The organism is Methylobacter tundripaludum SV96 (genome assembly GCF_000190755.2).
Taxonomy (GTDB): Bacteria; Pseudomonadota; Gammaproteobacteria; order Methylococcales; family Methylomonadaceae; genus Methylobacter_A; species Methylobacter_A tundripaludum.
On the sequence record NZ_JH109152.1, the window covers coordinates 1,172,057 to 1,190,998 of the forward strand.

Annotated in this window: 22 protein-coding genes and 1 tRNA gene; 4 read left to right on the forward strand and 19 right to left on the reverse strand. The window is 49.2% G+C overall.

Features of this window, described 5'->3' with window-relative positions:
• Nucleotides 1-243: 243 nt before the first annotated feature.
• The 13 genes from METTU_RS05290 to METTU_RS05350 all read right to left on the reverse strand — a co-directional run bounded on the left by METTU_RS05290 (nt 244) and on the right by METTU_RS05350 (nt 11,507).
• Nucleotides 244-2,226, reverse strand: coding sequence for a hypothetical protein (locus tag METTU_RS05290; protein WP_006890280.1), 1,983 nt, complete (start codon nt 2,224-2,226; stop codon nt 244-246).
• Nucleotides 2,210-2,572 (reverse strand): toprim domain-containing protein, encoded by a 363-nt coding sequence (locus tag METTU_RS05295; protein ID WP_254257826.1) that lies wholly within the window; start codon nt 2,570-2,572, stop codon nt 2,210-2,212. The genes METTU_RS05290 and METTU_RS05295 overlap by 17 nt, the downstream gene beginning before the upstream one ends.
• A gap of 86 nt (nt 2,573-2,658) precedes the next feature.
• Nucleotides 2,659-3,258, reverse strand: coding sequence for an IS630 family transposase (locus METTU_RS24325; protein ID WP_050897721.1), 600 nt, complete (start codon nt 3,256-3,258; stop codon nt 2,659-2,661).
• Nucleotides 3,255-3,728: a helix-turn-helix domain-containing protein gene (locus tag METTU_RS24330; protein ID WP_006893918.1), complete on the reverse strand. Its 474-nt coding sequence runs from the start codon at nt 3,726-3,728 to the stop codon at nt 3,255-3,257. Before METTU_RS24330 ends, METTU_RS24325 begins: the two co-directional genes overlap by 4 nt.
• Before the next feature lie 34 nt (nt 3,729-3,762).
• A complete protein-coding gene (locus tag METTU_RS05310) occupies nt 3,763-4,269 on the reverse strand; it encodes a hypothetical protein (RefSeq protein WP_040580082.1) in 507 nt (168 codons plus the stop codon).
• A complete protein-coding gene (locus METTU_RS05315) occupies nt 4,269-4,646 on the reverse strand; it encodes a hypothetical protein (RefSeq protein ID WP_006890282.1) in 378 nt (125 codons plus the stop codon). Before METTU_RS05315 ends, METTU_RS05310 begins: the two co-directional genes overlap by 1 nt.
• Complete coding sequence (locus METTU_RS05320) at nt 4,643-4,909, reverse strand: helix-turn-helix transcriptional regulator (protein WP_006890283.1); 267 nt, start codon at nt 4,907-4,909, stop codon at nt 4,643-4,645. Before METTU_RS05320 ends, METTU_RS05315 begins: the two co-directional genes overlap by 4 nt.
• A 158-nt stretch (nt 4,910-5,067) precedes the next feature.
• Nucleotides 5,068-5,622, reverse strand: a complete 555-nt coding sequence (locus tag METTU_RS05325) for a hypothetical protein (RefSeq protein ID WP_006890284.1) — start codon at nt 5,620-5,622, stop codon at nt 5,068-5,070.
• A 282-nt stretch (nt 5,623-5,904) separates the two neighbouring features.
• The gene (locus METTU_RS05330) at nt 5,905-6,978 is read right to left on the reverse strand and encodes a tyrosine-type recombinase/integrase (RefSeq protein WP_254257827.1); all 1,074 of its coding nucleotides are present in this window, start codon (nt 6,976-6,978) and stop codon (nt 5,905-5,907) included.
• 162 nt (nt 6,979-7,140) lie between these two features.
• Nucleotides 7,141-7,228, reverse strand: a tRNA-Ser gene (locus METTU_RS05335).
• Between the two features lie 156 nt (nt 7,229-7,384).
• Nucleotides 7,385-9,304: an ATP-binding cassette domain-containing protein gene (locus METTU_RS05340; RefSeq protein WP_006890285.1), complete on the reverse strand. Its 1,920-nt coding sequence runs from the start codon at nt 9,302-9,304 to the stop codon at nt 7,385-7,387.
• Between the two features lies 1 nt (nt 9,305).
• Nucleotides 9,306-10,532: a competence/damage-inducible protein A gene (locus tag METTU_RS05345; RefSeq protein ID WP_006890286.1), complete on the reverse strand. Its 1,227-nt coding sequence runs from the start codon at nt 10,530-10,532 to the stop codon at nt 9,306-9,308.
• A 54-nt stretch (nt 10,533-10,586) separates the two neighbouring features.
• Nucleotides 10,587-11,507, reverse strand: coding sequence for an AEC family transporter (locus METTU_RS05350; RefSeq protein ID WP_006890287.1), 921 nt, complete (start codon nt 11,505-11,507; stop codon nt 10,587-10,589).
• 95 nt (nt 11,508-11,602) lie between these two features.
• Here METTU_RS05350 and METTU_RS05355 point away from each other — a divergent pair, with 95 nt between their 5' ends.
• The 4 genes from METTU_RS05355 (at nt 11,603) to METTU_RS05370 (ending at nt 14,555) form a co-directional block, all read left to right on the forward strand.
• Nucleotides 11,603-11,986 (forward strand): rhodanese-like domain-containing protein, encoded by a 384-nt coding sequence (locus METTU_RS05355; protein WP_006890288.1) that lies wholly within the window; start codon nt 11,603-11,605, stop codon nt 11,984-11,986.
• 80 nt (nt 11,987-12,066) lie between these two features.
• Nucleotides 12,067-12,792, forward strand: coding sequence for an orotidine-5'-phosphate decarboxylase (pyrF, locus tag METTU_RS05360; RefSeq protein WP_006890289.1), 726 nt, complete (start codon nt 12,067-12,069; stop codon nt 12,790-12,792).
• 65 nt (nt 12,793-12,857) lie between these two features.
• A complete protein-coding gene (locus METTU_RS05365) occupies nt 12,858-13,586 on the forward strand; it encodes a sulfite exporter TauE/SafE family protein (RefSeq protein ID WP_006890290.1) in 729 nt (242 codons plus the stop codon).
• Between the two features lie 9 nt (nt 13,587-13,595).
• Nucleotides 13,596-14,555 carry a sigma-54 interaction domain-containing protein gene (locus METTU_RS05370; protein ID WP_006890291.1) on the forward strand — a complete coding sequence of 320 codons (960 nt, stop codon included), beginning with the start codon at nt 13,596-13,598 and terminating at the stop codon, nt 14,553-14,555.
• A gap of 6 nt (nt 14,556-14,561) precedes the next feature.
• On the opposite strand, the gene METTU_RS05375 is transcribed toward METTU_RS05370, so the two are convergent.
• The 6 genes from METTU_RS05375 to METTU_RS05400 form a co-directional block, all read right to left on the reverse strand.
• Nucleotides 14,562-15,296 (reverse strand): PP2C family protein-serine/threonine phosphatase, encoded by a 735-nt coding sequence (locus METTU_RS05375; protein ID WP_006890292.1) that lies wholly within the window; start codon nt 15,294-15,296, stop codon nt 14,562-14,564.
• 14 nt (nt 15,297-15,310) lie between these two features.
• On the reverse strand, nt 15,311-16,057 hold the full coding sequence (gene pdxJ / locus METTU_RS05380) for a pyridoxine 5'-phosphate synthase (protein ID WP_006890293.1): 747 nt from the start codon (nt 16,055-16,057) through the stop codon (nt 15,311-15,313).
• A gap of 222 nt (nt 16,058-16,279) precedes the next feature.
• Nucleotides 16,280-16,999 (reverse strand): DNA repair protein RecO, encoded by a 720-nt coding sequence (gene recO / locus METTU_RS05385; RefSeq protein WP_040579641.1) that lies wholly within the window; start codon nt 16,997-16,999, stop codon nt 16,280-16,282.
• Nucleotides 16,992-17,873: a GTPase Era gene (era, locus tag METTU_RS05390; protein WP_006890295.1), complete on the reverse strand. Its 882-nt coding sequence runs from the start codon at nt 17,871-17,873 to the stop codon at nt 16,992-16,994. The genes recO and era overlap by 8 nt, the downstream gene beginning before the upstream one ends.
• Entirely contained in the window at nt 17,870-18,553 is a 684-nt protein-coding gene (gene rnc, locus METTU_RS05395) for a ribonuclease III (RefSeq protein WP_006890296.1), read from the reverse strand. The genes era and rnc overlap by 4 nt, the downstream gene beginning before the upstream one ends.
• Nucleotides 18,550-18,927, reverse strand: coding sequence for a DUF4845 domain-containing protein (locus METTU_RS05400; protein WP_006890297.1), 378 nt, complete (start codon nt 18,925-18,927; stop codon nt 18,550-18,552). The genes rnc and METTU_RS05400 overlap by 4 nt, the downstream gene beginning before the upstream one ends.
• Between the last annotated feature and the right edge of the window lie 15 nt (nt 18,928-18,942).

The following is an 18,942-nucleotide window of genomic DNA, read 5'->3' on the forward strand; positions in this document are numbered from 1 at the left end:
TCTACAGCTCCCCATATTTGCGGGGAATATCCCCACGAAAAATATCCCTGTGGGGAGCTTGAAAGCCATGCTGTATAAGGCTTACAGTTATATCTCCCCTCATTCCCCACAAAAAATATACATACCCCTTATATATTATTTCAACCAGACCGGCTGCCAAAATCACGAGGCGGAAAATAAGCGGTCATAACTACCTTATTGGCGTGTCCATTGGGGCGCGGGGATAAGCGACCATTAAATGTTTTAGCCAGACTCGATCAAATCGGCAGACAAGACCATGACGCGCTTATTTTGTCCGGCCACTATCCTTTTTACAGCTAAGCGCGGCCTGTTGCGCTCTTTATCCGGCTCGGTCTTCACTATCAAACCCTTTTCATGCATCCGCCGCCAAAGGCTTGATGCGCTTATCAAGAATGAATCGCCCTGATTACGGGCGAATTGTTGAACGATCTTAAAGGCGGTGTCCTGCTGTAGCCAAACCTCGGCGGGAGTGGTGCCGCTGGCATCGCAAAACCAGCCCATGCAATCACCCATTGGGCTGTAGTCTTTATTCCCTGCCAGATTAACCGCTCCAGCATCACGCCAACCCCAAGAAAACGGCCTTGAAGGCGGTGGCCCTTGATTCAGTCGGCAGGCTATATGGGCAGTACCTGAGCTGAACGCCGCGCGTAACAGTTGAAGGAAGCGCTCGGTTTCGTCTTGGTCGGTCTGATAAGCGCCTTGTTCACTAAATGCCTGTTGTAGCTCTGTCTCGACAGTCGATAACAGCACGTTGCTTTGTTCGCTGGTAATCATGCAGGAATCTTCCAAGAACTCTAAAAAGGTTTCCGCACCTGCTGCCAAATTGGCGTAAATCTCGGGCGCTCTGGGGTGCGAGGAAGCAAGACCGTCACGCAAGGCCGCATTGCGAAAGACCTCTACATTTTTGGGAAACTCTTTTTTAAGTTGATCAAGACGTGGCGCTAACCATTGCAGGTAAGCCGACATTAACCCGGCTAGGCTTCCAGCCTGTGCCGCCTCCTGTAATCGGGTTAATACAGTGTTATCAACATCTGTCCTGGTTAATTCCAAAATCAATAGGCGGCCAAGCAGGGATTGCCCGCGTGGTAAGTCTTCGGCTGTTACCAGCATCATCGACCGGTTATAAGGCGCGGCTTTGGCTTGCATGGTGGAATCGCGCCTGCCGCGTCCGGCTTGGTTGCCGGTGTTCCTTATCAAGCGTTCGGCCATTGCGTGTAACTTGGCGGCCTCGGTTTGGCTTACGCTCGGCTTAAAGTCATCCATCACGAATATTGCATCCTTGGCTTGGTGACTCTTGGCTTCGGCATCGTTGACGGAATCAGACCAGTTACCCGGAAAGCTACGGGCGGTGAAGTTGCCGTAAAAGGCTAAGGCAATAGCGGCGACAGCACTTTTTTTCGATCCGGTTAAACCGTGCATCCAGATTGCAAAATCCGTGGGGTGGCACTCTCCCAACGGCGCACGGGCGACAGCTGCTAATAACGCCACGCCAATATGAGGCTTACTCGGGCAAACATCCAACAACGCCAGGGTATCAGTTACAGCTATTTTCATCTGTTCGCCGGTCAATGGCGCGGGTAATTGGTAACGGCTCATGTGTCCAGCGCCCAAATCAACCTCAACGCCATCAACTAAACCACTGCCAGCAATAGCGCCCGATCCGGTCAGATAATGCCACCGATCACCTATCTTTTTCCATCCGGTAAACTTAAAGACGGTACGGCGCGGCACATCCCCGCTAAGTGCTGAAAATAAATGAATGGCGGCGCGTAAATTATCCTTTTTGGCGGCTCCAGGGTAAATAAAGGGCAACGTCCCCCAATGCTCATTTGCCCAATTGCCTTGCGAAGAATAGAAGCTTTTGGCCGGAACATCGACCAACGGCAACAGCGACCCACTAGCCCGGCGGCCTTCAATGCGTAAAAAGGTGGCATCGGCCAAACCATCGTCTTGAGTAACCTCTTCTACAATCCGGCAAGTAAAATCACACAAGGGAAATTCAATAACTCCGCTACTTCCATCCGGCCCGGCCTTAACGGTTTTGACCCGATGAAACGCGCCATTCTTGATGACGTATTCTCCGAACTTCTGCGTTTTACTGGAACCATTGCCCCCACTGCCGCCCGTGTTGCCGGTATTCTTGCCGGTCGGTTTTTGGGCTGAATTGACCACTTCCAAAACGTGACGGTTATTCTTCTGCGTCATGATCCAACCCCTTCAAGTAAGCGCTGTAGTCGTTAAAGTCGCCATGAATCGGCGGCACCGTGACACTACCGCCTACAGCTTCCGCCGCTCCGGTGGCTTTGGTCAGGCCGGGATTGCCTGGCGTTTGAGTGTCATTGTCTGCACAAAAAACAATCTCTGCATCAGGGAGTTTCTCTCGAACGATGCGCCCGACCGCCATTAGGTTATTCGCTGTGAAAGCCACATAGACGCGGTAGCCGCTTTCTTCGTGGAGTGTTGCGGCAGTGGCGAAGCCTTCAGCAATCAGTACCTTTTCAGTTTTCGCCCCGATCCACCAAAACAAACCGGCCAGACCGCCACCCGGCAAAAAGTCCTTGTCCCGCTCCAGCTCCGGGTGCTTCTCGGCAAGTATGCCCTGAAGGCTTCTGATTACGCCGGTTTGGTCATAAGTAGTTACGCAAAAGTTATTTGGAATTTTTTACCGATGTCACTCAGGATTTCCAACACCCACTTTTTCAAGTGTCCGTAACTTTGATAGGCATCGAGCGGCAACCATTCGTACTTAACTTTACGCCAGAGTATTTCGATCAGGTTCAGCTCCGGGCTGTAAGGCGGAAGAAAATGTAAGCACACACCACGTTGTTGCCAGCCCGCCAGCTTTTCTTTGAATACGCCGCTACGATGAATGGAAGCATTATCCAACACCACACAGCACGGCACTTTAGTTTCTTCGTACTTGCCGGCATACGTTTCGACAAACGCATCAAAGGCATTGACAACCGTATCCGTTGTCACCGATTGTTCGGAGCTGTGGAAAAACAGATCATTGCTGCGACTCAAAAAACCTAACACATTCATGCGCTTGCTACGATAGCAGGGTATTTGTCGGGTCTCGCCAATCCGTTGCCATCCATAGGGTACACAGGGTGTCGTGCTAAATCCGTTTTCGTCAAAGTAGTAAAGCTTCAATTCCCCATCATCCTCTTGCTGTTTCAAGGCCTTCAGATATGCCTTATCACGTTGGAAATCTGCTTCATTACGCTTTCCCTTCACTGATTGCCGACAACGTTTCCAGGCATAGGCACTTTTTTTAAAATTCGTTTAAAGGTGTCAAGGCTGGCTTCCTTGCCCGTCTCCTCCAGCAATCGTGCTGCGGCGGCCTTGGGCTGGTGTGGGTTTTTGTCAATATAGCCCAGAAAAACGGCTTGTTCCTCAACCGTGAAGCGCACAGGCCTACCGCTTCGTGGACAATCGTAAAGCCCTATTAATCCCTCTGTTTCCCATTTGTCTAACCATGAGCTGACAGTCTCATGCTGGGACTCAAACAATTCGCTCAGCCGTGCAATTACATACCTTCTATTATTCAATAAGATAGCATGTGCCCGTTGTCTAACCCGGAATAAGGGGTGGTTACGATAGGCTTCGGTTAACGTTACTTCCTCTTCCGGGGTCAGTTTGGCGATGAATTTCAGGTGGACTCCTAATTTTTGTCTGTTATTGCAATCGTTTCCAGTTTGACACAATAAATTTACTTCCTAATAACTTTCGCATTACTACTTACATCGGCAGAATTAGGCAATTTTCGACCACGATTTTTTTAAACTTGCCGGGTCCGGTCTCAATGCTTCGCTCCCAACGCCCCTCCCTCAAGCCGTGCGGTTTGATCTGCTTACGCGCTAAATACGGATGATCCGGCGGCGCAGGTTTGACTGTCTGCCAGATTGTCCGCGCCTTACCTGCTGCTTTGTCTTGTTTTCGCTGCTGCTCGGCTTGGCGCCGCTGCTGTTCACGTTGAATACGTTCGCGCTCGGCTTGTGATATAGGTTCGCCCGACCCGCCGCGACTGTCATTAACAAAAAAGGTTTGCCTTTCACCGCTCTTGTGGTTTTCAACCAGACCGCCTTGCCGATCTGTGAAAATCTTAATCACTGCATCATTTTTGCCCCGGTGGTCGTCGGCCAGGTCGGCACGGTGCCAAGCACCGTCAGCCGGAACGGACTTGTAATCAACGCCAATGGCTTCGCAGGCAGTACGGCAAGCACCTTCAATAGATTGAACGCTCATTATTCACCACCTGACTTTTTGCTGGATTCTATCGCGAGGCGGCAAATAGCTTTAAGGCGCGTCCGTGATGACTCTATCAAACTCTCAACAATATGCTGATCTGAACAAATCAACACAACTCCGACCAGCTCGCCAATTCCCATAATTTGTTTATGTGTGTCTGCCAATAAAACCTCCAGTGCTTTTTTGTTTGCTTCACCAGCCAGTGTGTCACTTGATATTAGAGCAGTTGCACGAGACAACGCTCTTCCAGTCACCATAATTTGAGTACTCACAACACCCAAAAGGTCGAGCTGCATTTCTCGTGAAATCACAGGCTCGCTTATGTCGACTCGCATTGTGGTTTTTATGGACTGGTTAGTTGTTGAATCGATCATTTAACACCCCCAGCGGCTTCATCAGGCTTTTCAGGTGAATCCAGCAAAGCGCGAATCTCAGCAACAGGCCAAACTCTACAGCGTGGGGATAATAGTTTTCCTGCTGGATACTTTCCGGCTTTTACGCCGTTAAGAAAGCTGGTTTTAGATATACCCAGAACTGCAAGAATGGAAAGTAAGCGGACATACCCCTCAGCGGGTAATGGTGCAGGAATGTAAGTTATTTTTTTACGCGGTTTGCGCGGGGCGGTTTCGGTTGTCATTGGTAGAGCCTCGTTGATTGATAATTAAGCGAGGTTGTATTAGACAGACAGAAAACAGCCTTGTGCAGGTAGAACAGTTCTAGGGAATTGCAGCTTTAAGGGTGGGTAGGTTCTCTACAGGCCGCGTGTCATATAGCTTTATGGGGTGGGTAGGTTTTTTAATCCGAAGAAGGAGCGCCACCATTTTTATCTGGATTCAACAAGGTAGCAATACGAATCCTCGCTTCTCTGCTTAATGTCTTCTGGTAATGGGTTTCTAGCCATTCTTCTATCAACTTCTTTCGGCTGCCCTGCTTTGGCCTGTCGGGGTTGTGGTCAAGAACCGCATTCCACGCTTGAATTGCAATGCTTAATTCATCACTAAACGCGGGGTGCTTTGGGTCAAGATATGCCGGCGGCGTATTGGTCAAAATGGTTAGCTGTTCGTCAGGCTCTGTGAGGAAATTAGGCACACCAGGCACGTTAAGCCAGTCAATTATTTCAGTAGCCCCCTGCCACTCAACGTAAAAATCCGAAACCGGGAAAAATTCGCCTTCCTTTGCATGACCTAAATCTATATAGAGGCCGTTCAATTCCTCAAAAATGTTTGTAAGTTTTGCTGACTCACTTTGCCTTGCTTTTTCAGAAAGTTGCGGCTCTTCTCCAATTGCGATATAGGCAACTGCAAGCAGCGAATATTTATCTCGATTTTTCCAATAACTAGAAATTGTCACTAATAACACCTCGTCAAAGTGTAAGCAGTCCTGAAAGGGGATAACCGGAAATGAAAGGACGAGTTCCACTTTTTAGCCGCTAAGCCTATCCGGTTGTTAGAATTATATCAGGTGTTTGTTTTAGCATTGCGCCAATGTCAGCATGTTTTACCCGATCTTCTTAAACGGTATCACTTGCGCCCCATTCTTCAAGCCATCCAGGTAATCAGACCATTGTTGCATCATCTGCCGCCGTTCCGGTAAGTGTTGCGCCCGGTTATAGGCAGCTTTAACTTGATTGCGTTAGGCGTGTGAAAGCTGTCGCTCGATCATATCCGAATGAAAACCGTGCTCATGTAGAAGGGTGCTGGCGGTGGTTCTGAATCCATGCGCGGTGTGCTGGCCCTGGTAACCCATACGCCGGATTGCTGCGCCGATAGATTCACGGCTGATATGTTTCTCGCCGTTTTTACCTTGGTTGCTGGCAAATACATACCTTTGATTGCCGGTGAGCGGGTGAATATCCCTAAGCAATGCCACAGCCTGTGTGCTAAGCGGGACTATGTGCGCGTCCTTCATTTTCATTTTGTCGGCGGCAATGCGCCACTCTGCCGCGTCAAGGTCGAATTCGTCCCATTCGGCTTGTGCAAGGTTTGCAGGTCTGGCAAATATCAACGGCTGGAGCTGTAGCGCTGTTCTCACTACAAAATTACCGCCATAAGCTTCAATGTCTCTTAATAGTTGCCCCAATGGCTTAGGCTCGGTAATGGCGGGGTAATGTCCTTTAACGGGTGAAGGTAAAGCGCCGCGCAAATCTTGCGTTACGTCTCGCTCTGCTCGGCCTGTGGCGATACCGTACCGAATAGCTTGCCCTATAAACTGCTTGGTTCTTGTTGCTGTTTCTATAGCTCCACGCGCTGTAATCCGTCTTAATGTTGTTAAAACTTCGACTGCTGATAATTCCTTTAGCGGCCTGCTACCTATCCAGGGATACACATCACGCTCGAAACATTCTTTAATATGCTTATGGTGAGATGCGCTCCATTCTTGCTGCTTGGTCATTAAAAAATCTTCGGCAATCGCCTTAAAGGTATTTTCAATGCTACCAGCTTTTTCTATTTTGCGGGTAATGCCTGGATTTATACCGCCAGCAATTTGTTTTATGGCGGTATCTCGTTTATCTCTGGCTTCTTTAAGTGAAGTTGCCGGATAAACACCAAGGGATAAGGTTAAACGCTTATTGTTGAATCTGTAGTTGTACCGAAAGTATTTGCCGCCGTTGGGATGTACAAGCAAGTACATGCCCTTTTCATCCTGCATTTTATAAGGCTTGGCGGCTGGTTTGGCGTTCTTTATGGCGGTATCTGATAGCGACATGGCGGTATATGCTCCAAGGTTTAACGGTATACCGCCACTTATACCGCCATTTGTGGCGGTATGTCAATGTATCTTACTGCACTTCGTTGGGCAATAAAAAACCCGCTAAGCCTTGTGACTTGCGGGTTTTTGTACTTTACTGAACCTCAGTAAATCGTTGTTTGGCGGAGAGAGAGGGGTTCGAACCCTCGATACGTTGCCGTATACACACTTTCCAGGCGTGCGCCTTCGACCACTCGGCCATCTCTCCTATTATTTTGCTTCCCGTAGATCACGGGAAGCCAATTAGAATAATCGATATTGCGTTTTAGCGCAATGCCCTTTGCTTACGATCGCACAGATGCAGGAGATAGAGCATCAACAGCAGGCGCTTTAGGCGACATACGGAGCCCGTTGCCGGAAGCGTTTATTTTTGGTGACCGCCACCACTCTCTTCGGTCTGCGCTTCCAGTTCATCCCATCGCTTGTAAACTTGCTCCAGCTTTGCATCGACCTGCTTCAGTTCATCCAGGGTCTTGGCAACGACGGCTTGATCTTTTTTGTAGAACTCAGGCGCACTGATTTGGCGGTTTAATTCCGCTTGTTCGGTTTCAAGCTCACCGATCAGTTCCGGCAGTTTATCCAGCTCCTGCTGTTCCTTAAAGCTTAGTTTTTTTTTCGTTACGGCGCGCGCGGGAGCTTGGGCCGCCGGCTTTTCCTGCTTGGTTACCTTGACAGTTTCGGCCTGCTTCACCTGCTTAACATGATCCATCCAATCGGTATAGCCGCCGACAAATTCATCGACTTCGCCTGAGCCGTCAAGCACAAAGACACTGGTCACTACGTTGTCCAGAAAAGCCCTATCATGACTCACCAGCAGCAAAGTGCCGTCAAAGTCGACCAGTTTTTCTTCCAACAGTTCCAGGGTTTCCAAATCCAGGTCATTGGTCGGTTCATCCATAATGATCAGGTTGGAAGGCTTGGTAAATAACCTCGCCAGTAACAAGCGGTTTTTCTCGCCGCCCGATAAACTCTTTACCGGAGAACGAGCCCTGGCCGGAGCAAACAGGAAGTCGCCCAGATACGACATGACATGCCGCTGGTTACCGGCGATTTCGACAAAATCATTACCGTCGGCGACGGTATCGGCAACGGTCATGTTCGGGTCGAGTTGATCACGCAACTGGTCAAAGTAGGCGATTTCGAGCCGGGTGCCCTGCTCTACCGTGCCGCTGTCAGGCTCCAACTGCTTTAACAGCAATTTTAACAAGGTCGATTTACCGGCGCCGTTAGGGCCGATCAGGCCGATTTTATCGCCGCGCTGAATCAGCGTGGAAAAATGCTTAACAATCGGCCTGTCCTCGTAACCAAAGCTAATATCGTTAACTTCGATTACTTTTTTACCGGAAGCATCGCCCCTATCCAGAGACATCTTGCTGGTGCCTTGGGTGTTGCGGCGTTGGGAGCGTTCGTTACGCAACTTCTCCAGCGCCCTGACCCGGCCTTCATTGCGTGTGCGCCTGGCTTTTACGCCCTGTCTGATCCAGACTTCTTCATCGGCCAGTTTCTTGTCGAACTCGGCATTTTGATTGGCTTCGTCTTCCAGAGCGGCGGCTTTGCGGGCCAGATAATCGTCATAACTGCCCTGCCAGGACACCAGATTGCCGCGATCCAGATCGATAATCCGGGTCGCCAGTTTTTGCAAAAACGACCGGTCATGGGTCACAAATAACACGGCCCCCTGAAAATTCAGCAGCTGGTCTTCCAACCAGGTAATGCTTTCAAAATCCAGATGGTTGGTCGGTTCATCCAGCAATAACACTTCCGGCTCTATCACCAAGGCTCTGGCCAAGGCTACGCGCCGCTTCCAGCCGCCTGACAAGCCGCTGATCTTTAATTCGCCGGGCAAATCCAGCTTGCTTAAGGTGGTTTCAACCCGTTGTTGAAAATGCCAGCCGTTATGCACTTCGAGTTTGTGCTGCAAATCGCCCAACTCATTCAAGGCTTTGTCGTCATCGTAATCCATGGTTAAAGACAGCGCGTGATAACGGGTAATCCACTCGCCCAGCTCGCCCAAGCCACCGGCAACCGCGTCGTAGATGGTCGCATCATCCGGCAAATCGGGCGTTTGCTCCAGCCATGCCAGCTTTAATTCCGGTTGCCGCCAGATGTCGCCGTGATCGGGCTGAATATTCCCGGCAATGATCTTCATTAAGGTTGATTTACCCTCGCCGTTGCGGCCTAACAAGCCTACCCGTTCCCCGGCATCCAGCTGAAAGTCGGAATTTTTCAATAAAGCGTGAGTTCCAAAAGCGATGGAAACGTTGGTCAATCGTAATAAGGGCATTTTAAAGTTCTTTATGTTGTAAATAGCGTCGTAATAAATCCAGTGCCAGTAACGCCGCCTGATTTTGCTTGCGTTTGATAGGGCCTGCCACTGAATGGGTGGTTTGATGAAATCCATCTCCAGTCAGCAGCGTATTATATAGAATAATGGACTGGTCTTTATCGTGAAATGTTTTATTGTCCCCGGCATAGAGCTGAACCAGTACAAAATCGGCGGCACCGGTCTTTTTTATTGCGCCGGCGACGGCCTGTGCAGTTGCGATCAAATCGTTGCCGTTAACCGTAACCGCGAGTTTTTGCCTCAGCCTTTCCAGAGATTGCTCATAGCGCGTTTCCAGCAGCCATGGCAAGCCTATGCACTTGGCCGCCAGCAAGCCTTGGCTGGCTGTTTCCACGACGGCCAAGGTGTGCCCGCCGACGGTCATCAGCTGATCAATCACAAACACCAGATCGCCGCTTGCCCGCCCGAAACCGTCAATGGCGAAAACAGAATCGCCCAGCTCTTCCGCAACTTTGGACGCCAACGCGGCCACCGCTGTTTCAGGATAATCATGCGGAAACAGCAATTTGGTCTGCACATCATCCGGGCTGGCACGAAATCCCAGCTGCACTTGGGGCGGGATTTCAATCGCACTGATGCGCTCCTGAATGGCCGACTCGCCTATGCCTAGCGTTTTGATGGTGATTAACTTTCCGGGTCGCAATAAAAACCGGCTTGCCAACGTTGTCTGAATGGATTCCGAAAATAAATGCCGCATTTCAAAAGGCACACCGGGTACAAAGGCAAACCAGCAGCGGCCGACTTGCAGGGAAAAACCCGGAGCAGTGCCCCAGGCATTGTCAATGCGCTCGGCGCCCTTCGGAAACATCGCCTGCTTGCGGTTTGACTCAGGCATGGACCGGTTTCTGAGCATAAAAAACCGTTTGATCTGCTCAAAGGCAACGTCGTCGAATTCCAGCGGCAGGTCGAACGCTTTGGCGACGGCCTCAGCGGTCAAATCGTCGCTGGTAGGTCCCAGTCCGCCGGTGCAAATACAGCAATCTGCGCGCACTGAAATTTCCCGCAACAAGGTTACCAGATCATCAAGCTTGTCGCCCACCGCGGTATGCCGGGTTACGGTAAAGCCCATAGCGACGACGTGCTCCGACAGCCAAGCCGCATTGGTATCGACGGTTTGACCGGTAACAACTTCTTCGCCTTGCGAAAAGATTTCTAGCGTTGGATTCATATTGAAAAATTCTTCGGTTAAAAGATCGATTTAATAATTTTCAGCATGTCGACTTTAGTTCATCAGCACGCTATGCCAGAACGGCAATGTAATCAGGCTTATTGCCGTCGTTACCGTTACCGCCATCGCATACAGCGAACTATCCAGCCGGTAACGATCGCAAACAACAATACCCAGCACCATGCACGGCATGGCCAGATCAAGCACTGCCGCCGCCCGGTATTCGCCGTTTATCGGTAAAAATCCGATCATAGCCATGGCAAACAATGGCATCAGTACCATTTTGATAACGATAACGGGGATAACGTAGGGGATATTACGGACGGTTAGCGCCTTCCAACTCAAGGCCAACCCCAGAGAAAACAACATCAACGGCACGACTGCGACGGATAATTTTTGCAATACGCCGAGAAGCCAAACCGGGGCAACGAAGCCGTTAACGTTAAGAATAACCGCAATGACCGCCGCCCAGAACGGCGGTGCATTAAAAAACAGCCAAAGCGGCCTCGGTTTTTCTACGACCTCTTCGCCGTAATACCGCGCCACCATAATACCGACGGTAAACAATAACGGTGAGACTGCAAACAAATCCAGCTGTATAACCACCGACCTGGCCCAGCCGCCAAAGGCTTGCTCCAAAACAGGCAAGCCCAGATAAGTCACATTGGGAAAGGCTGCCGCCAGTATCATCGCCCCCAAACGCCTGTCTTCAAACTTAAACAATGCGCCTACTGTCCAGATACAAAACATCGCAAAAGCAATGCTACTCATCCCCAGCAAGGCGTACTGAAACGAATGCAAGCCTAGATCCGCAGACCACAAGACCTCCAGGACCATAGCCGGTAACAGCAAATAATAGACCACCGTGGTCAACACCAACCGGGTTTGCTCAGCGGGCAACCCCGCCGGTCTTGCAAAACGCCAAACTGCGCCGCAAGCCATTATCAAGGTCATTTGTATCAATGTTAAGTTCATAATTTAAGGTCTATTGTGGCAATAGTGAATTTTAACATTCACCGTTAAAACAAGTTCCGGTAATATATATCGACTTATTATTTGGGAGCGTTTGCATGCGCCTGTTTTCAAAGTATTGCCGACTCGGTGTTTTTTTATTGATCGCCAGCCCTTTTGCGATGGGGGAAACCGATGTTGTCTCGCCTAAAGAAGCCGCAGCGATGTATGCCAAGCGCCAGGCAATCATTGTCGATGTACGTGAAAATGGCGACTGGAATGAACACCGTATTCACGGCGCCATTCATATTCCGCTGAGCCAACTAAATGAACGGCTACAGGAACTTGAACCTTATAAAAACCGCCCGGTCATCACCCAATGCCAAGCCGGCCTACGTTCCGCACAAGCCCAGCTGATATTGAAATCGGCCGGATTTGCCAAGACTTACTTAATGAACGGCGGAATTCAGGCTTGGCATGAACAAGGCTTGGTGACTGAATAAGCCGTAGCCCATCAATCATCGATGGGCTTACGCGCCCCTCATCCTATAGAATTTTTTTATTTTTGACCTTAATATCTAATATGCCTCAATCATTTATCTCAACCAAACCCATCCCCGTCCGTGAACGTTTAATCATGGCGCTGGATGTCCCCAGCATTCCCGAAGCGCAAGCTTTAGTGGAGGAGCTCGGCGATTCGGTGATCTTTTACAAAGTCGGCATGGAACTGTTTATGTCCGGCGATTATTTCGATTTTATTGAATGGTTAAAACAGCGCGATAAAAAAATCTTTGTCGATCTGAAGTTTTTCGATGTTCCCGCCACCGTGGGCCGGGCCATTAAAGCCTTGAGCAGCAAAGGCGTCGATCTTGCCACCATTCACGGCAACGATGCGATTATGGAAGCCGCCGCCAAGGAAAAAGGCGACCTTAAAGTGTTGGCCGTAACTGCGTTAACCAGTCTGGATCGAGGCGATCTTGATGATTTAGGCTTTGCCTGCGATGTGCGCGAGTTGGTTTTATCCCGCGCCAAACGCGCCCTGCAAATCGGCTGCGACGGTATTGTCTCATCCGGGCTTGAAGTCGCCATGCTGAGAAAAGAGCTGGATCATAAGCTGCTGGTCATCACGCCGGGCATCCGGCCTGTCGATAACCGCGAAGAGGACGATCAAAAACGGGTTGTCAGTGTGGAAATGGCTTTCCAGAATGGCGCTGATTATATCGTCGTCGGCAGACCTATACGCGACGCTGAAAATCGCAAAGCGATGGCTGAGAAGATTCAGGGGCAAATTCTTTCGCAGTTTCAATAAATTCGAATCAAAAAAGGGCGACCGTCCGCTCGCCCTACCCTTTTTTATAATAATGCCTTGCGACTATGGAATTTGATCTAGCCTTTACCACCTCATATCTGGTCGCCTTTACGATGGGATTGTTCAGCAGCATGCATTGTATCGGCATGTGCGGTTCCATTATCGGAACCTTGACCTTAAGCCTCAGCCCGGAAATACGGAACCAAAAAAACCGGCTATTCCCTTTTGTACTTAATTACAACATCGGCCGCATTACCAGCTACACAATAGCCGGTGCATTGGCGGGCGTTATTGAAGCATTGATCACCATGCCGATGGGCGAAATCAGCGGTCATAGACTGTTGCAATTGCTTTCCGCTGCGATTATGACCGGCGCGGGGCTTTATATAGCCGGATGGTTCCCCCGTTTTGCCTATATTGAAAAAATCGGCCTGCGTTTCTGGAAGATGATCGAACCTTTCGGCCGCAAACTGATCCCGGTAAAAAATCGCAGCCAAGCTTATCTTTTCGGCATGGTGTGGGGATGGCTGCCGTGCGGCTTGGTTTATTCAGCGTTGGCGCTCGCCGCAACCGCAGGCGACATCAGCCAAAGCGCACTGACCATGTTGTTTTTCGGATTGGGAACTTTACCTGCGGTCATGGGAGTCGGTATAATGACCGGCATATTAACAAGGTTATCCAGAATGCAACGCTTCAAGCAGGCTATCGGCCTGTTCATGATTGCACTGGCTCTGCTGGCCGCCCTGCCCTGGCTTAATCCCATGGCGATCACATCACATTCGGCACTACATTAAGAGGCTTCTATGGATCATTTTAACGCGATCATTGGTCAATCTCCTGCATTGGATTCCTTAATCCGTAGCGCCAGAATCGTTGCCGCTACCGATGTTACTGTATTGCTTAAGGGTGAAACGGGCACCGGCAAGGAAGTACTTGCTACGGCCATTCAGCAAGCCGGCGCTCGTGCCAACAAGGCCTTTATTACCTTGAATTGTGCGGCATTACCTGAAAGCCTGATCGAATCGGAATTGTTCGGTCACAAAAAGGGTTCGTTTACTGGTGCGACAACCGATAAGCAAGGCCTTTTCCAGGCAGCTGATGGCGGCACCTTGTTTCTCGATGAGATCAATTCCTTGCCGCTGTCGATTCAGGCAAAGTTATTGCGTTTTCTTGAATCCGGTGAATGTCTTGCCGTCGGCGAAATCAAGCCTTACAAAGTCGATGTCCGCGTTATTTCTGCAACTAACGCCGATCTGAACAAGCAAATCGAAACCGGCCAATTCAGGTCGGATTTGTATTTCCGCTTGAATGTTGTGCCTTTAGAACTACCGCCGTTGGCCCAACGCACAGAAGACATTGAATCGCTGATCAAGCACTTTCTGGCCTTATTTGAAAATGCCCATACACTGACCGCGCCCAAATTCAGCAAGCAGGCTTTAAAAGCGCTGAAAGCCTACTCATGGCCGGGCAATATCCGCGAATTGCGTAACTTATGCGAAAGACTCAGCATTTTATTGGCCGGCAGAGTCATCGAGCCGGAAAATCTCCCGTCTGAATTCACAACCAAATACATCAGCAATACGCCTGCAACAACCGATTTCACCCTGCCTGAAAACGGTCTACAGCTGGATACGCTAGAAGCCGATTTAATCCATCAGGCCCTGAACCGCACCAAAGGCAATCGCAGCAAGTCCGCAAAACTACTGGGCATTTCTCGTGACACCTTGCTTTACCGTATGCAGAAACACGGCTTTGCAAGCTAATATTATTTAGGGTCTTCTTACCCACTGAGCGGTAACGTTGTCACTTTTCCCGTGAGCGCGAAATATCGCTAATTGCACCAATTTGGCTAGCTCATCCTTGCCGCCGTCAGGCTGAGCCAACTGCAAAAGTTCCGCTTGTTTTACATACTCCCAGAAACCATCGCTGCAAAGCATAAAAGTCTCGCCTTTTTTCATGGCGGGATACAAATTAATCTCTACCTCATCCGCTTTCAAGATATTGATGCTGCGTGTTAACTTATTTTGCTCCGGATGCCGCGCCATCTCCTGCTCGGTAATCATGCCTTCATTCAATAATTGCTGCGGGATGGAATGATCCCTGGTTCGCCACAAGACCTGTTGCGGATTCATCCTGTATATCCGCGAATCGCCGCAATGTGCGGTCAATACCCGCTGCTCATCCAGGTAAAGAATGGCGCAGGTGGTATGCGCATCATCACCGAATTTATCGAAGGCAAACAGCCTTCTCATTTCGTTGACAGCCGCAGCAATCCAGATCGAAAAGGTATCGACTGGATTCCGCACCATCTGTTTAGCGTAAGTATCTGCAAACCTGAGCAAGCCCTGACAGAAAAAACAGGACGCTTTTTCTCCGGCATGATGACCGCCCAAACCATCGGCAACGACAAACAACGCATAGCTATCATTAATAACATGCGCCATGAAGTCCTGGTTAATCTCCCGATCGCCTCTCGAAGTTAATTGATAAAACTCCAGCGCCACTGATTTTCCTTGAGCTATACGCTCTGCAATCTTGCATTCCGCATGATCTGTTTCAAATCCTTAACCGTCTGGGCCAAACCGGAAAACACTGCCTGCGCGATAATCGAATGACCGATATTAAGCTCCACTATCTCCGGTATCGCGCATATTGCCTCAACATTATAAAAATTCAAACCATGCCCGGCATTAACTTGCAGTCCCGCACTGTGCGCATAAACGGCGGCTCTCCTGATACGCGCCAGCTCTTCGGCTTGCTGTAAGCGATTGCCCGCTTCGGCATAACACCCGGTGTGCAATTCGACAACCGGCGCACCGGCTTTTACCGCCGCATCAATCTGCATTTCATCGGGATCGATAAACAGCGACACTTCAGCACCTGCGCCAGCCAATTTATCGCAAGCCCATTGCAAGCGATGCAAGTTGCCGGCGACATCCAACCCGCCCTCGGTGGTCAATTCTTCGCGTTTCTCCGGCACCAAACAGCAAGCATAAGGCTGTACTTTCACAGCAATACCGACCATCTCATCGGTCACCGCCATTTCCATATTCAGCCGGGTGTGCAGCATCTCTTTTAATAAATAGATGTCCCGGTCCTGGATATGCCGACGGTCTTCCCGCAAATGCGCGGTAATGCCATCAGCGCCGGCCTGCTCTGCAACTAATGCTGCTTGAACCGGTTCAGGATAAAGCGTGCCTCTGGCCTGCCTCAAGGTAGCGACGTGATCGATATTCACGCCTAATAGGATCTGTGTTTTATTCATTTTAGTGTTTGATATTTTATAATGAACTGTAATGGAACGCGGATGACGCTGATATTTATGATTGAATAAGATTTTTGGATTATCGCGGAAAAATCAGTTGCTCGCCATTCTAAATGGCATTCATCATAGTCATCTGCAACATCTGCGTGCTGTTGTATTTGATAGCTGGATAGTTACACAATTTATTTAGATTTATCCGCGTTTATCGGCCTAATCCGCGTTCTATTGATCTAAACGCTGAGCAGTTGCGAAGACTTTATTAATTACCGCCCGGCTTTTAAGTTGCCTGCCCTGCAAATAAACATCAATGACCGTCCTCATCAGTGTTTTTGCTTCGCTTAAAACTTGCGGGTCAGTCAACTCCCCGGAACTGAGTGCCAGTAAAGTTTTACCTGAAAACGGACCATCAACGACCTCAACCGCCCCCTTGCCGGCATTGAATTCATATTTTTTTAATGACTCAATGGGGCTTTCATTGTCATCGTATTCCAGCTGCAAACCATAACCTGCGCACTCCATCAGGTTAAGCTCAAATTGCCGCAATGCGGCTTCCACGTTAGGCCCGTCCGAGAGACACGATAAACATTCGCCGTAATGACCGAACACTTCAGGATGAGGGTCGTATTTGTGTAAAAAATATCCGACCAACTCATTAATGTAAAAACCGCAATAAAGTGCAAGTCCCTTTATTTCGCTAAACGGCTGAATCATTTCGACATCGGTCAGCGTTTTTAACTCTGCCTTGCCAAAATAGGAAACGAGTAACGGGATAAAGGGTTGCAGCATCCCTGCTGTTTTTGACTTGGCTTTTCTTACGCCTTTGGCCAGCAGGGAAATCCGGCCGAAATCCCGGGTCAACACATCAATAATCAGGCTGGTTTCCCGGTATTTGCGATGCCGCAGGATAAAGGCAGGTTGCAAATAAACTGCGGATTCAGTCATTAAAGCCCAGGCTTTGCAAGGCTCGTTCACTATCCGACCAGCCTTTTTTAACTTTCACCCAAAGCTGCAAATAAACTTTCTGCCCGAGCAGTTTTTCTATATCCATCCGGGCGTCGGTACCGACTTTTTTCAGCATGTCGCCGTCCTTGCCGATAACGATGTTCTTCTGGGTCAACCGTTCCACCCAGATAATCGCATATATTTTGGTGATGCCGGGCTTCTCTTCGTAGCGCTCAATTTCTACCGTAAGCGCATAAGGCAACTCATCGCCTAAGCGCCGGGTCAGCTTTTCCCGGACAATTTCAGCCGCTAAAAACCGCTCGGACCGGTCGGTCACCTGGTCCTCTGGATAAATCAAATCCCGTTCAGGCAACAGCGCCATGATCAAATCTTCCAGCTGGTCGAGATTGGTTCTTTTTAACGCGGAAATGGGCACCAGATGCTTGAACGGAAAACGATGTTGGGCGTCGTTAAAGAAAGTCAAAATGGCTTCCTTGTCCGCTACCTTATCAACCTTGTTAACCGCCAGAATAACCGGCAAACCCGCCTGTTCCAGCTTTTTGAAGATAACCTCGTCATATTCATGCCAGGACAAGCCGTCAATCAACCAGACGATCACATCGACACCCAGCAAGGTTGTCTCCGCCGTCCGGTTTAAATAACGATTCAACGCCCGCTTTTCACTGTTATGCATGCCCGGCGTATCCATATAAATGGCCTGCCCCGCGTCAGTGGTGTTAATGCCGAGAATGCGATGCCGGGTTGTTTGCGGCTTGCGCGAAGTAATGCTGATTTTTTGCTTCAACAAATGATTCATCAATGTTGATTTGCCAACATTGGGGCGCCCAATCAGGGCGACGAAACCACAATTCATTTAGTGTCCTTATTTAATAATTCGAGCATAAGCTCTGCCGCCGACTGCTCGGCTTTTTTTCTGGAATTTCCGGTGCCGATGCAAGGCTCCGCTGTTAACGGCGTCGTACATTTCACTTTGAAAGTTTGTTCATGCGCAAGTCCGGACATGGTCATTAAGGTATAATCCGGCAGCTCCATTTTTCTGGACTGCATTAACTCCTGCAATTGAGTTTTAGGATCTTTCTGCCAATTATCCAGCGACAAACTTTTCAGTTTTTCCGCAAATAGCTGCAAGATCCATTGCTGACTAGCATCCATGCCCTGATCGTTGTACAACGCGCCTATAATGGCTTCCACTGCATCGGACAGAATGGAATCGCGACGAAAGCCGCCGCTCTTCAACTCCCCCGAACCCAGCAACAAATAATCGCCCAACTGATGTTTCCTGGCCAGCTCTGCCAGCGACCCCTGATTGACCAAACTCGCTCTTAACCGGCTTAAAACGCCTTCACAGGCGCCGGGAAATAACTCAAACAACTTCTGGGCGATAACAAAACCCAAAATAGAATCCCCCAAAAACTCCAACCGTTCATTATTGTTCGAACTTGCGCTTCGATGCGTTAAAGCCATGGTAAAAAGCTGAGGATTATTAAATTTCAAACCCAGCTTTTTACATAATTCTTCAGGCTTCCTTATCACTCTTGACCGGCCTCGATAGTGTCATGAAACTCGGCTAATGCACTCAGGTTACCGACCAATTTCACGACCGTCTCATACTCGATGTCCACTTTCACATAATTGCCATGCTTGATAACTTTAATATCCTCTTGTTTGACGTCATAAACATAATTAATGCTAAAACGCTTGGTTAAGCTGTCCCTGATCTCGAATTCGCTTTTCGTCGCAAGCTCAGGGGTTGCTTTTAACGCCTCCAACGCACTCTTTACCTTGCCGTGATCCAAATAAATAGGAACTATCTTAAGTGTCAATAAGACAAAAAATCCGATGAGTCCCAGGATAAAAATAATCGAAATCAAGGTCAAACCTTGCTGACGTTTAGGCGATAAATTCATTTTTTCTCCAGATGA

Excerpts from the sequence above, each read along its gene's own strand:
- METTU_RS05340 (WP_006890285.1), bottom strand. The coding sequence starts at position 9,304 with ATGCCCTTATTACGATTGACCAACGTTTCCATCGCTTTTGGAACTCAC.
- METTU_RS05350 (WP_006890287.1), bottom strand. The coding sequence starts at position 11,507 with ATGAACTTAACATTGATACAAATGACCTTGATAATGGCTTGCGGCGCA.
- recO (WP_040579641.1), bottom strand. The coding sequence starts at position 16,999 with ATGACTGAATCCGCAGTTTATTTGCAACCTGCCTTTATCCTGCGGCAT.
- METTU_RS05345 (WP_006890286.1), bottom strand. The coding sequence starts at position 10,532 with ATGAATCCAACGCTAGAAATCTTTTCGCAAGGCGAAGAAGTTGTTACC.
- METTU_RS05330 (WP_254257827.1), bottom strand. The coding sequence starts at position 6,978 with ATGTCGCTATCAGATACCGCCATAAAGAACGCCAAACCAGCCGCCAAG.
- era (WP_006890295.1), bottom strand. The coding sequence starts at position 17,873 with ATGAATTGTGGTTTCGTCGCCCTGATTGGGCGCCCCAATGTTGGCAAA.
- METTU_RS05400 (WP_006890297.1), bottom strand. The coding sequence starts at position 18,927 with ATGAATTTATCGCCTAAACGTCAGCAAGGTTTGACCTTGATTTCGATT.
- METTU_RS05320 (WP_006890283.1), bottom strand. The coding sequence starts at position 4,909 with ATGACAACCGAAACCGCCCCGCGCAAACCGCGTAAAAAAATAACTTAC.
- pyrF (WP_006890289.1), top strand. The coding sequence starts at position 12,067 with ATGCCTCAATCATTTATCTCAACCAAACCCATCCCCGTCCGTGAACGT.
- METTU_RS05355 (WP_006890288.1), top strand. The coding sequence starts at position 11,603 with ATGCGCCTGTTTTCAAAGTATTGCCGACTCGGTGTTTTTTTATTGATC.
- METTU_RS05310 (WP_040580082.1), bottom strand. The coding sequence starts at position 4,269 with ATGAGCGTTCAATCTATTGAAGGTGCTTGCCGTACTGCCTGCGAAGCC.
- METTU_RS05290 (WP_006890280.1), bottom strand. The coding sequence starts at position 2,226 with ATGACGCAGAAGAATAACCGTCACGTTTTGGAAGTGGTCAATTCAGCC.
- METTU_RS05315 (WP_006890282.1), bottom strand. The coding sequence starts at position 4,646 with ATGATCGATTCAACAACTAACCAGTCCATAAAAACCACAATGCGAGTC.
- pdxJ (WP_006890293.1), bottom strand. The coding sequence starts at position 16,057 with ATGAATAAAACACAGATCCTATTAGGCGTGAATATCGATCACGTCGCT.
- METTU_RS05370 (WP_006890291.1), top strand. The coding sequence starts at position 13,596 with ATGGATCATTTTAACGCGATCATTGGTCAATCTCCTGCATTGGATTCC.
- METTU_RS05365 (WP_006890290.1), top strand. The coding sequence starts at position 12,858 with ATGGAATTTGATCTAGCCTTTACCACCTCATATCTGGTCGCCTTTACG.